Source organism: Microbacterium sp. P2_F9 (genome assembly GCF_056403635.1).
In genome coordinates this window covers 1-11,925 of the sequence record NZ_JBFUFC010000116.1, presented here as the reverse complement: position 1 = coordinate 11,925, position 11,925 = coordinate 1, and the positions used below count along the sequence as shown (strand labels likewise).

The window sequence follows — 11,925 nt, the reverse complement described above, 5'->3', positions numbered from 1 at the left end:
GCCCCTTCACCGAGCGAAGGTAGAGGTGTCCGTCGACGACGACGTGCCAGACGATCGTGAGCGTCCGCGAGGAGCCGTCCGCGCGACGACCCGCGACCCGCACCTCGTACGCGCGATCGAGTTCCTCGAGCTCCTGGTCAGTCCACGTCATGCGTCTGCCCCCGACTCCTCTTCTCGGATGCCGCCGCCTGAGTACTGGTCGTCGGTGATGTRCTCTTTCCAGATCGTGGAGGTCGCGGGGTCGTCTCCGGCTTCGAGCATCGCGATGTGCTCCATGAAGCAGCCGGGCGCCGCCGCGTGCCAATGGTCCTCTCCCGGCGGGGTGTACAGGGTCTGCCCGGCCGGCACGTCGATGATCGTGCCGTCGCGGTGCCCGAATCGGGCGACGCCCTGGGTCACGCGCAGATACTGGCCGCGTGCGTGCGAGTGCCAGGCGGTGCGGGCACCGGGCGCGAACCTGACGGTGGCGACCGTCATCCGCTGGTCAGGATCGTGCGGGGTGGCGATCAGGTCGAGCCAGACGTCCCCGGCGAACTTGTCCGGCGGATTCTTGACGGTCGGCTGAACGGGTTCGATGTTCATCGGATTCCTTGTCGGCGTCGGGCGGATGGCGCCAGTTCATGTGCGCCGCAGCTGTTGTCATCATGGTTGAGCGTCGCGCTCCCGTGCCAGTGCCCCGCGTGCCCGGTACTGGCAGACCCTCCCAGCATCTTGCGGGGCCGCGTACGGTCGAGACTATGGATCATCGCAGCGAAGTGCGGGAGTTCCTGGCCACCCGGAGGGACCGCATCACTCCCGACCAGGCAGGACTCCCCGCGTACGGCGGCAACCGCCGGGTGCCCGGGCTGCGCCGCGAAGAAGTCGCGATGCTCGCCGGAGTCAGTGTCGACTACTACACCCGCCTTGAACGCGGAGACCTCTCGGGGGCATCCGACAGCGTCCTCGATTCCCTCGCCCGAGCCCTGCAGCTCGACGACGCGGAGACCGCGCACCTGTTCGACCTGTCCCGCATCGCGAATGCGTCACCGATGGTCAAGAAGCCTCGCAAACGCGCTGAGGCGATCCGCCCCAGCATCCAACGCCTTCTGGACGCCATCACCGACGCGCCTGCGCTGGTGCGCAACAACTACTTCGAATACGTCGCCGCCAACCAGCTCGGCCGAGCTCTGTACGCGCCGATCTTCGCCGAGCCGACGCCCAGCAGCGCCAAGTTCGCGTTCCTGAACCCCGCCGCGCAGGAATTCTTCCCGGACTGGGACAAGAACACCCAGGAACTTGTCGCGACCCTCCGCGGTGAGGCCGGTCGCAACCCGTACGACAAGCGCCTCAGCGATCTCGTAGGCGAGCTGTCCACCCGATCCGAGCGATTCCGGACCCTGTGGGCGGCGCACAATGTGCGCTTCCATCGCACCGGCGTCAAGCACCTCCACCACCCCGTCGTCGGCGACCTCGAACTCAGCTACGAAGCCTTCGAGCTGCCCTCCGACCCGGGCCTCACCATGCAGACCTACACCGCCGAGCCTGGCACCCCCTCAGCGGACGCACTCAAAGTCCTCGCCAGCTGGGCAGCCACGACGAGCACCTCGGAACCCCGCACCGGCGTGACGTCCTAGGAAGTCGCCCCGCGTCGTCATCGCGTCGCATTCGGCGCGCGCCGGACCAGCTCCACCGCCGCCGCTTTGCCGTACCGGGTACAAGTACTCCTCTGGTTTCGTGCACACCGAGCGGCGGGTTAGCATCCTCACTGACTTGCCGGCGGATGGACTCCGTGCGCTCGTCCGCGGTACCCGACCGCCGAGCCGGTCTCCCCCCACCGGCTCATCCACACGAAGGAGTGTCATGACCATCAACGCGCCTGGGCTCAACCCCCTCGAGGTGGAGGGCCTGCCGCCGGTCGGCGACGCACTCAATCCAGCGACGCCCTTCCGACGGCTCATGGGCTCGATGGCGACGTCCTATGCCGGCGCCTTCATCGTCTCGGCGGTTCCGGTGAGCCTGCTGCTCACGGTGCACCTGTCGGCGATCGCGGGTGCGGAGGCGGCATCCGCCTTCAGTATCGTCACCGGCGTGGCCGCGCTGCTCGGCCTCATCGCGCAGCCCCTCACGGGTCGGTTCAGCGATCGCTCGAGGGCGCGCCTTGGCAAGCGCCGGAGCTGGATCCTGATGGGCGGCCTCGTCTCCTCGCTGGTGCTGGTCGGCATGATCTTCACGACCGAGGTGTGGCAGGTCGTGGTGGTCTGGGCTCTCGTCACCATCTTCGTCAACGTGCAGCTCGCGGCGACAGGCGCACTGCTTGCCGAGCAGGTGCCGACCAAGCGACGCGGTTCGATGTCCGGCATCCTCGGGTCGATGGCGATCCTGGGTCCGGTCCTGGGCTTGGCAGCCGTCAGCGCCGTCACCTCGATGCCGTGGCTGCAATGGGTGATCGTCGCTTTCTCCGGAATCCTGCTGGTCATCGTGGCGGTGGTTCTGCTGAAAGACCCGCAGCAGACCCGACCGGACGGCGAGAAGCGCCTGAGCGTCGTCGATTTGTTCAAGTCCTTCTGGGTGAACCCACGCACCCACCCTGCGTTCGGATGGGCGTGGGCGGTGCGGTTCCTCGTCACGTGCACGGGCGCGAGCACCACCTACACGGCACTCCTGCTCATCAATCGCTTCGACTACGCCCCAGAAGAGGTCGCGACTCCGGTGCTGCTCCTGACGCTGGTCTACGGCGTCGTGATCATCGTCTTCAGCACCCTGGGCGGTGTGCTGTCTGACAAGCTGCACCGCCAGAAGCCGTTCGTCATGCTCGCGGGCGTCATCGCCGCGGTCGCGCTCGTGATCATGGGGCTCGCGCCGAGCGTGGAGGTGCTGTTCATCGGCGTCGCACTCCTCGGCGTGGGCTCCGGAGTCTTCCTCTCCGTCGACCTCGCATTGAGCGTGCGGATGCTGCCGAACCCCGAGAATGTCGGCAAGGACATCGCTGTGATGGCCCTCGCCAACACCCTGCCCTCGTCGGTGGTGCCGTTCATCGCTCCGCTGTTCCTGCTGCTCGGCGGCTACACCGCCCTCTACGTCGGCCTCGCCGTGTTCGGAGTCGTGGGTGCGCTGCTGGTGACACGGCTGCCGGAGCTCGGACACGAGGGCAACCCGCGCTGGGCGCTCATCACGCGGGCGGCGCCTGTGGCGGAAGCCGGGTAACTGAAGACGGCGTCTGCGACGCCTATCACCGAGAGCTATGTGCCTCATCAAGGAGATCAGCTTCCCGAGTTGGCGCGGCGTGCGCACACTGAACGTTGATCGTCGCGCCGTCGACGGTCGTACAGCGCTGTACGAGAGAAGGAACCTCAATGACGAGCACCACCCTGCCCGACCACCCCGCCACTGTGAGAAAAGCCGGCACGCTGCAAGGCATCCTGCTGCTCGCGGGCAGCTGCATGCCCGTGCTCGGCTCCGTGCTGATCACCCCGGTGCTGCCGCAACTGTCCGAGCACTTCGCCGATGTGCMCGGCGCCGAGATCCTGGTGCCGATGATCGTCGCGATTCCCGCACTGATCATCGCGATCTTCGCCCCGTTCGCCGGCCAGATCGTCGACCGGCTCGGTCGCAGGACGCTGCTGATCATCGCGATGTTCGCCTACGCGGTGGTCGGCACCGCTCCCGCGTGGCTCGAGGGACTCCCGGAGATCTTGATCAGCCGCGTGCTGGTCGGCGTCTGCGAGGCGGCGATCATGACGGTCTGCACGACCCTGATTGTCGACTATTTCCACGAACCGCACCGACGCAACAGGTACCTCGGTCTGCAGACGGTCACCACGACCCTGGCCGCGACGGTGTTCATCATCCTCGGCGGCGCGCTCGGTGTGGGCGGATGGCACACTCCGTTCTGGGTCTACGCGATCAGCATCGTGATCGCCGTGCCGATGATCTTCGCGCTGTGGGAGCCGACGCCGCTCGAGGCGGGCGACACGCGTGAAGAGGCGGGCGTGAAGACGCGCATCCCGTGGCGGCGGATCGGCGTGCCGCTGCTCGTCACCGTCTTCGGCGGCTTCACGTTCTACGTGATCATCATCGAGGCGAGCTACCTCGTCGTCGGCACCGGCGTCGCCGCCACTGACACCGCGGTCATCGGACTCGTCGCGGCGATCGCGTCGCTTGCCACCGCCATCGGCGGCCTCCTGTTCGCCCGGCTGGCGAAGGGCCGGGCGGGACGTCTCCTGCCCGTCGCGTTCGCCCTTCAGGCCGTCGGCATGCTGGTGATCTGGGTCGTTCCCGGGCTCGCCGGCATCATCGTCGGCGCGGTCATCGCCTCATTCGGATCGGGTCTGCTGCTGCCGTCGCTGGTCACCTGGGTCGTCGCGGCGACCCAGTTCGAAGATCGGGGACGAGTCACCGGCCTGTGGACCGCCGCGTTCTTCTTCGGCCAGTTCCTGACCCCCATCCTGATGGGCGCCATCGGGGCAGGCGTCGGCGGCCTGTCCGTCGCGGTCGGGGTCGTGGGCATCGCCGCAGCGCTCGTCGGTCTCCTCGTCGGGCTCGCCCAGCGGCGGGCGGCGAAGGTCAGCGTCGCAAGCTGAGCCACGCGCGGATGGCCGGGGTCAAGTGTGACCCCGGCCATCCGCATGTCCGCAGCGCGAGTCGACCCGTTCCGCCGCGGTGGCGGTCAGCCGCCGGCGATGCGGTCGGCCATGACCTTGACGCCTGCTGACGAGGTGAACGCTCCGTCGACGGGGATTTCGGCGCCCGAGACGTAGGCTGCGGCATCCGATAACAGGAACGCGACGACGTGCGCGACCTCGTCGGCCTCACCCGTCCGCTCGAGCGGGGTCAACGAGAGCTGCGCGTCGCGCATCGGCGTGGGGGCGTTCGCGGTCATGTCGGTTTCGATGAAGCCGGGGTGCACGATGTTCACTCGGATGCCGCGTGGTCCGTATTCGGTCGCCGCGACGTGCGTCAGCCCGCGGAGACCCCATTTGCTCACCGTGTAGGCGACCGGGTAGTGAGCCGTGAGGGCGGCCGAGGACCCGATGTTGACGATCGACGAGCCCTCGCCCATGAGCGGGGCGAGAGCCTGGATGCCGAGCATCGCCCCGGTCAGGTTGATGGCGAGCACGCGGTCCCAGTCGGCGCGGTCGGTGGCGCCCAACCGCGAGCGATGCGTGACGCCGGCATTGTTGACGAGGCCGCGGATCGGAGCAGCCTCAGCCAGCGTGGCCGCGAGGTCCGCCCAGTCCTGCTCGCTTGCCACGTCCATCCGGCGGTACTCGATCGTCGTGCCCGCGAACTCGGGCGGGGGAGTGTCGGACACGTCGGTGGCGATCACGCGGGCGCCGTTCGCGGCGAGAAGCAGCGCCTCGCGCGCCCCCTGCCCGCGCGCGGCGCCCGTGATGACGATCGTGCGGCCATCGAGTCCGGAGTAAGTGGTCATGCGGATTGCCCTTCGATATCGGGAGAGTGCGTTGCGACCGTATCCGCGCGGGCTGCGCTGGGTGCCGGCATCCCGGCGGCGGCCTCAGCGAACAGGCTCCGCATCCAGGCGTGTTCCGGGTCGCGCGAATGCACCGGGTGCCACCAGAGGGCGTTGAGCACCGGGGTCGCGTCGAAGGGCGGCTCGAACAGACGGATGCCACCCTGTCCGAGTGCGGCGGTGCCCAGCCCCGACTGGATCAGTCCGAGTCGATCGGTGCCGGCGATGAAGTGCGGGAGCGAGAGGAAGCTCTCGACGACGGCATCCACCCGCGGCTCGATGCCGAGCTGCTGCAGCTGCCGCGTCGCCGAGGTGAACGCGGTGCGCGATTGGTAGGTGAAGACCCAGGGGGACTCGGCCATGAGCTCCATGGTGATGCCCTGCGCCGCGCGTTCGTTGGTGTCGGATGCCACAACCAGCCAGTGATCGCGCCACAGGTCGAGGTACGGCAGGCCCGTGAGGAAGCCGTGCGGGATGAGCAGGGCATCGACGGAGCGGAGGCGGGTCTCGATCTCGTCGATGATCGTCGGACTGTGCAGCATGAAGCGGAAGCGCACCCCGGGTGCGCGCTGGGCGGCGAGCGCCGAGACGGCGGCGCCCACTGTCGCGAAGCCGTAGTCCGAGCCGTAGATGGAGAACTCGCGGGTTGACTCCTGCGGGGCCCAATCGGCCTGGCTTTCGAAGACCCGTCGTGCGGCCTCGAGCGCCGTGGAGGTGTGATCGGTCAGCCGGATCGCAAGCGGGGTGAGCTCGTACGCATTGCCGCGACGCGCCRGGAGCGGGTCGTTGAAGTGCGTCCGGAGGCGGGCGAGCGATGCGCTCAGGGCCGGCTGACTCAAGCGCAGCCGCTCGGCGGCCTTCGTCACGCTGCGCTCGGTGAGCAGCGCATCGAGGGCGATGAGCAGGTTGAGGTCCAACCGAGAGAGTGGGGGGCGATCAGGCATGGCGTGCTTTCTGCTGATGACCGTCGTGGTCATAAACGACATCTATGTCGGGGATAGCTAATCACGGATTCCCTGATGCTTGCCCGCCGCCGATAGTTGAACTCGGGACCACACCCGAACTCTTTCGAAAGGATCGAAGATGATCAAGCTGCTCTCCCACCTCTCCTATGTCGAGATCACCGCACCGGATGTCGAGGCATCCGTCGACTTCTACGTGAACCAGGTCGGACTCACCGTCGTCGATCGCATCGACGGCAAGGTCTACCTCCGCTGCTGGGGCGACTACTACAAGTACTCCGTCGTCGTCGCGCCCGGCGATGAGCCGTCGCTCGTCACGGCGGCATGGCGCACCTCCAGCGCCGAGGCGCTCGAGGCGGCGGCGAAGGCCGTCGAGGCCACCGGCATCGAAGGCGAGTGGTTCGACGGACCCGCCATCGGCCGCGCCTACCGGTTCACCGGCCCGTGGGGCCACACGCTGACCCTGCACTGGGATGTCGAGCGCGTGCACGTCGCCGAGGGCGACAACGCGTCGATCTACCCCGACCGCCCGAACCGTCGCAGCAAGGTCGCGGGCGCGCCCCGCCAGCTCGACCACGTCACGATCGCCACGAGCGACGTCGACGCGTTCGCGGCCTGGTACAGCGAGGTGCTCGGCTTCCGGATCATGGCGAAGACGGTCCTCGACGAGGCGCCGATCTCGGTGTTCTCGGTGCTGACCACGAACGAGAAGTCGCACGACCTGGGCGTCGTGCTCGACGGCTCGAGCCGCGCCGGCCGCGTCAACCACTACGCGTTCTGGGTCGACACCCGCGAAGAGCTGCTCATCGCGGCCGACGTGCTCATGGAGAACGGCTACCCGATCGAGTACGGCCCGTCGATCCACGGCATCGGCGAGCAGAACTTCCTCTACTACCGCGAGCCTTCCAGCCTGCGCATCGAGCTGAACACCGGCGGCTACCGCAACTACGTGCCCGACTGGGAGCCCAACACGTGGCGTCCGTCGCAGKGGTCGAACAACTTCTACCGCAACAGCGCGATGCCGATGTCGATGACCGAGTCCTTCCCGGCCGCCGATGGCCCGAGCGCGACCGAAGAGGGCGTGCCCGACGAGATCAAGGAAGCCCTGTTCAACCCGTACGCCAAGCACGGCCAGGGCTGACACCATTTCGTGGGCGGTCCGCCTTGCCGGGCCGCCCCGACACCACTCGCACGATGAAGAGCGACGAACGGAACCACAGATGACCACCGACCGACTTGACGCGCCGTACGCGCTCGCCCGCTTTCATGACGCGGATGGCGYGGCCCTCGGCCTCGTCGTGGGGGAGCGCATCCGCCGGCTCAGCACCGAGGACCTCGGCGCCTCGGGCCTGAACGCGTTCCTGGCGGCTCCGGACTGGGAGCGGCTGCGGGTGCTCGCCGAGGCGGACGGAGAGTGGATGCCGCTGGCCGACGTGACTCTCACGGCTCCGGTCGAGCCGCGCCAGGTGCTGCAGGCCGGGGCGAACTACCGCCAGCACGTGATCGAACTCGTCGCGGCCGGGCTCACGAACAACAGCGATCGAACCCCCGAAGAGGCGCGCGAGTTCGCGGMGAAGATGATGGATGACCGCGCCGCCAACGGCGAGCCGTACTTCTTCATCGGTCTGCCCGCGTGCGTCGTCGGAGACGACGTTCCGCTCACCCTCCCCGCCTACAGCGAGGTGCACGACTGGGAGCTCGAACTCGCCGTCGTGATCGGCCGTGAGGCCTTCCGGGTGTCCCGCGAGGACGCGCTCGACCATGTCGCCGGGTACACGATCGTCAACGACATCACGACGCGCGATCTGGTGTTCCGTAAGGACATGAAGGAGATCGGCACCGACTGGTACCGCGCCAAGAACGCGCCCGGCTTCCTGCCGACCGGCCCGTTCCTCGTGCCGGCGCCGTTCATCGACGCAGGCCACCTGAACCTGCGCCTCGAACTGAACGGCAAGGTCATGCAGGACGGGTCGACCGATGACCTGCTCTTCGACATCGCCGCCCTCATCTCCGGAGCCTCCCAGACGATGCCGCTGCTTCCCGGCGACATCCTGCTCACGGGCAGCCCGGCCGGCAACGGCCAGCACTGGAAGCGCTTCCTGCAGGACGGCGACGTCATGACCGGCTCGATCGCGGGCCTCGGCACGCAGGTCGTGCGCTGCGTGGCGGAGGCTGCCCGATGACCCCCAGCGAGCACCCGGCCGACCTCGACCGCACCGATCCAGAGGGCGAGATCGCCGCGCGCGCCGAGGCATATCGCAACTGGGGGCGCTGGGGTGAGGACGATGTGCTCGGCACACTGAACTTCATCGACGAAGGCAAGCGAGTGGATGCCGCGGCCCTCGTCGGCGAGGGCAAGGTGGTGTCGCTGTCCCAGTCGTTCGACACGAACGGCCCGCAGAAGGGGTGGCGACGCCGCACCAACCCGGTGCACACGATGACCGACACCGGCGTCGACGCGGAGCGCGGCAACCAGGGCTTCCCGCACGGGATCGGCGGCGCTGACGACGTCATCGCGATGCCGCTCCAGTGCTCGACGCAGTGGGACGGACTCGGCCACATCTTCGACCACGGCATGGCCTGGAACGGGCGACGCGCGGGTGATGTCGTGACGAGCGAGGGCGATCTCGTCACGGGCATCGAGAACGCGGCATCCGTCATCGTCTCCCGGGGGGTGCTGCTGGACGTCGGCCGCCACCTGCAGCCCGAGACCGGCGAGCTCCCGGACGGTTACGCGATCACCGCGGCCGAGCTGGATGCCACGGCCGCCGCGCAGGGCGTGACGATCGGTCGCGGCGACATCGTGCTCGTGCGCACCGGGCAGCTCGCCCGCGCGCGCCGCGACGGCTGGGGCGACTATGCCGGGGGACCCGCCCCCGGACTGTCGCTCACCACCGCGGGATGGCTGCACCGCACCGAGATCGCGGCGATCGCGACCGACACGTGGGGGTTCGAGGTGCGGCCCAACGAGTTCGACGTGCCCGCCTTCCAGCCGCTGCACCAGGTCGTGATCCCGAACCTCGGCCTCACGATCGGCGAGATGTGGGACCTCGACGAACTCGGCCATGTCTGCGCCGAGCTCGGCCGCTACGACTTCCTGCTCTCCGCGCCGCCGCTCCCCATCACGGGGGCGGTCGGCTCGCCGATCAACCCCGTCGCCATCCTCTGACAACCCGAACCCGAACCCGAATCCAGAACAGAGAGGTTCTGACATGACCGCTGTGAACAAGGTCGCCATCGCCGGAAGCGGCGTCGCGGCACTCGCCACCGCCATCCAGCTCGCCAAGGCCGGCGTCGAGGTCGACGTCTTCGAGGCGAAGCCCGAACCGAGCGTGCTGGGCTCGGGCATCTCGCTGCAGGGCAATGCGCTGCGCGTGTTCGACGCGCTCGGCGCCTGGGACGAAATCCAGGCCGCCGGCTACCCGTTCGAGGGACTCAACCTGCGGGCCCCTGGCCCTGGTGCGCCGATCGTCGCCGAGCTTCCGGACGTCAAGACCGGCGGGCCGGATTATCCGGCGGCGATGGGGATGCCGCGGGCCGAGCTCGCCCGGATCCTCCTCGCGCACGCCACCGCCGCAGGCGCGAACATCCGGTTCGGCGCCAAGGTCACCTGGCTCGTGCAGGGAGACGATCACGTCGAGGTCTTCGTCAACGAGGAGTCCGCGGGGGTCTACGACCTGCTCGTCGGCGCCGACGGACTCCACTCGGCGGTGCGCGACATCATCGGGATCGAGACCAAGCCGGAGCCCACCGGCATGGGCATCTGGCGCTCGTTCGTCTCACGTCCCGCCGAGGTGGTCCGCAGCGAGCTGTACTACGGGGGCCCCGTATTCATCGCCGGGTACACGCCGACCGGTGAGGACTCGATGTACGCGTTCCTCGTCGAGAAGGCACAGGACCGGTTCGGCACCCCCGAYGACGAGGCGACGCAGATCATGCTCGACGAGTCGCGGGCCTACGACGGACCGTGGAACTCGATCCGCGCCGACCTCGAGGGCGGCGCGCACGCGAACTACACGTGGTTCACGCAGCACATCGTTCCCGCCCCCTGGAACCGCGGCCATGTCGTCGTGATCGGGGACGCCGCGCACTCCTGCCCTCCGACGATCGCGCAGGGCGCGGCCCAGGCGCTCGAAGACGCCTTCGTCCTCACCGAACTGCTCGTCTCCCGGGACGCCGTGGACCAGGACCTATGGGATGAGTTCCACGCGCGCCGGCTTCCTCGTGCAGGGCGGGTGGTCGAGGCATCCGTCCAGCTCGGCCAGTGGCAGCTCGACGGGGTGCGGGATGCGGATGTTCCTGGCCTCATGTTCAGCGTCGCCCACCAGATGTCGGAGCCGGCATGAGCGACATCAACAGCCGCGAGGGGAGTGGCGTGACGGTCACCGATGTCCACGCGCACATCCTGCTGCCATCGCTGGCCGGCGAGGTTGAGCGCCGCGCGCCCGACGGCGTCCGCGAGGCCGCCGCGCTCGAGCTGAAGCGCAACGGCGCGGAGAGCCTCGCGGTGTCGGGTCCGATGGTCGGCGCCCGCATCCCGAAGCTCACCGACGTCAGCGTGCGCCTCGCCGAAATGGACGCGCAGGGGGTCGACCGCCAGTGGGTCAGCGCCTCGCCGAACCACTTCTACCCGTGGGCTCCAGAAGGCCTCGCGGTGTGGGTCGCGAACGAGGCCAATCGCCTCGTCGCGGCGCACGTCGCCCAGGCGCCGGAGCGGCTCACCGGTCTCGGACTCGTGCCGCTGCAGCACCCCGAGCGGATCGTCGAGTGCCTCGACGACGCCGTGCTCGGCCGCGGGCTCGCCGGCGTCGAGATCTCGTCGTTCGCGGGCGAGGTCGAACTCTCCGACCCGCGCCTCGAGCCGTTCTGGGCGCGCGCCGCCGAGCTGCGCGCGATCGTCTTCCTGCACCCGTTCGGCTGCAGCCTCGACGAGCGCCTCGACAAGTTCTACCTCTCGAACACGGTGGGTCAGCCCGCCGAGAACGCCGTGGCGCTGTCGCACCTGATCTTCGCGGGCGGGCTGGATCGGCATCCGGAGCTGAGGATCGTCGCCGCGCACGGCGGCGGCTACCTGCCCACCGCGATCGGACGCTCCGACCGCGCCTGGCAGGTGCGCCCCGAGGCACGGCGCTGCGCGCACGCTCCGTCGACGTACCTCCGCAAGATCTGGTTCGACACCGTCGTGCATGACCCGCACGCGCTGCGCGCGCTCGTCGAGGTCGCCGGCGCGTCGCAGGTCGTGCTGGGCAGCGACTATCCGTTCGACATGGGCCTGGACGATCCGGTCGCGCTCGTCCGCGATGCCGGGCTGCCCGCCGACCTCGCCGCGCGCATCCTCGGTGGCAACGCCGACGCCCTGCTCGAGACGCTGGTGCGCGCATGAAGCTCGCACGGTGGACCGACCCCGCGGTCGCTGAGCTTGTCGAAGCGTCCGAGGGCTTCGTGATCGACGACCACGTCGTCCCGTTCCCCGGCGGCCTGACGGTCGCCGACGTGCTCGCGCGGGGACTGGAT

At 68.8% G+C, this 11,925-nt stretch carries 12 protein-coding genes; 8 read left to right on the top strand and 4 right to left on the bottom strand.

Translation table 11 applies throughout. The features are described from left to right. Positions 1-151: DUF2255 family protein (locus AC1DVT_RS12740; protein ID WP_477389411.1), on the bottom strand; the 151-nt coding region annotated here is incomplete at its 3' end. After that, a complete protein-coding gene (locus tag AC1DVT_RS12735) occupies positions 148-582 on the bottom strand; it encodes a cupin domain-containing protein (RefSeq protein ID WP_477389409.1) in 435 nt (144 codons plus the stop codon). The genes AC1DVT_RS12735 and AC1DVT_RS12740, both read right to left, overlap by 4 nt. Before the next feature lie 155 nt (positions 583-737). Here AC1DVT_RS12735 and AC1DVT_RS12730 point away from each other — a divergent pair, with 155 nt between their 5' ends. The 3 genes from AC1DVT_RS12730 (at position 738) to AC1DVT_RS12720 (ending at position 4,559) form a co-directional block, all read left to right on the top strand. Beyond that, on the top strand, positions 738-1,613 hold the full coding sequence (locus tag AC1DVT_RS12730) for a helix-turn-helix transcriptional regulator (protein ID WP_477389407.1): 876 nt from the start codon (positions 738-740) through the stop codon (positions 1,611-1,613). A 226-nt stretch (positions 1,614-1,839) separates the two neighbouring features. Beyond that, positions 1,840-3,183: an MFS transporter gene (locus tag AC1DVT_RS12725; RefSeq protein ID WP_457101705.1), complete on the top strand. Its 1,344-nt coding sequence runs from the start codon at positions 1,840-1,842 to the stop codon at positions 3,181-3,183. A 149-nt stretch (positions 3,184-3,332) separates the two neighbouring features. After that, positions 3,333-4,559: an MFS transporter gene (locus AC1DVT_RS12720; RefSeq protein ID WP_477389405.1), complete on the top strand. Its 1,227-nt coding sequence runs from the start codon at positions 3,333-3,335 to the stop codon at positions 4,557-4,559. Between the two features lie 86 nt (positions 4,560-4,645). On the opposite strand, the gene AC1DVT_RS12715 is transcribed toward AC1DVT_RS12720, so the two are convergent. Both AC1DVT_RS12715 and AC1DVT_RS12710 read right to left on the bottom strand, forming a co-directional pair. After that, positions 4,646-5,410, bottom strand: coding sequence for an SDR family NAD(P)-dependent oxidoreductase (locus tag AC1DVT_RS12715; protein ID WP_477389403.1), 765 nt, complete (start codon positions 5,408-5,410; stop codon positions 4,646-4,648). Further along, on the bottom strand, positions 5,407-6,393 hold the full coding sequence (locus tag AC1DVT_RS12710; protein WP_477389401.1) for a LysR substrate-binding domain-containing protein: 987 nt from the start codon (positions 6,391-6,393) through the stop codon (positions 5,407-5,409). Before AC1DVT_RS12710 ends, AC1DVT_RS12715 begins: the two co-directional genes overlap by 4 nt. Positions 6,394-6,532: 139 nt before the next feature. Here AC1DVT_RS12710 and AC1DVT_RS12705 point away from each other — a divergent pair, with 139 nt between their 5' ends. The 5 genes from AC1DVT_RS12705 to AC1DVT_RS12685 all read left to right on the top strand — a co-directional run bounded on the left by AC1DVT_RS12705 (position 6,533) and on the right by AC1DVT_RS12685 (position 11,794). Further along, a complete protein-coding gene (locus AC1DVT_RS12705; RefSeq protein WP_477389399.1) occupies positions 6,533-7,552 on the top strand; it encodes a VOC family protein in 1,020 nt (339 codons plus the stop codon). A gap of 79 nt (positions 7,553-7,631) precedes the next feature. Continuing rightward, a complete protein-coding gene (locus tag AC1DVT_RS12700) occupies positions 7,632-8,594 on the top strand; it encodes a fumarylacetoacetate hydrolase family protein (RefSeq protein ID WP_477389397.1) in 963 nt (320 codons plus the stop codon). Then, on the top strand, positions 8,591-9,580 hold the full coding sequence (locus AC1DVT_RS12695) for a cyclase family protein (RefSeq protein ID WP_477389395.1): 990 nt from the start codon (positions 8,591-8,593) through the stop codon (positions 9,578-9,580). Before AC1DVT_RS12700 ends, AC1DVT_RS12695 begins: the two co-directional genes overlap by 4 nt. Positions 9,581-9,623: 43 nt before the next feature. Next, entirely contained in the window at positions 9,624-10,757 is a 1,134-nt protein-coding gene (locus AC1DVT_RS12690) for an FAD-dependent monooxygenase (protein WP_477389393.1), read from the top strand. Further along, complete coding sequence (locus AC1DVT_RS12685; RefSeq protein WP_477389391.1) at positions 10,754-11,794, top strand: amidohydrolase family protein; 1,041 nt, start codon at positions 10,754-10,756, stop codon at positions 11,792-11,794. The genes AC1DVT_RS12690 and AC1DVT_RS12685 overlap by 4 nt, the downstream gene beginning before the upstream one ends. Positions 11,795-11,925: the final 131 nt, after the last annotated feature.

What these genes read in the sequence shown, in the direction of transcription:
- AC1DVT_RS12715 (WP_477389403.1), bottom strand. Translation starts at nt 5,410, where the DNA reads ATGACCACTTACTCCGGACTCGATGGCCGCACGATCGTCATCACGGGC.
- AC1DVT_RS12725 (WP_457101705.1), top strand. Translation starts at nt 1,840, where the DNA reads ATGACCATCAACGCGCCTGGGCTCAACCCCCTCGAGGTGGAGGGCCTG.
- AC1DVT_RS12730 (WP_477389407.1), top strand. Translation starts at nt 738, where the DNA reads ATGGATCATCGCAGCGAAGTGCGGGAGTTCCTGGCCACCCGGAGGGAC.
- AC1DVT_RS12695 (WP_477389395.1), top strand. Translation starts at nt 8,591, where the DNA reads ATGACCCCCAGCGAGCACCCGGCCGACCTCGACCGCACCGATCCAGAG.
- AC1DVT_RS12685 (WP_477389391.1), top strand. Translation starts at nt 10,754, where the DNA reads ATGAGCGACATCAACAGCCGCGAGGGGAGTGGCGTGACGGTCACCGAT.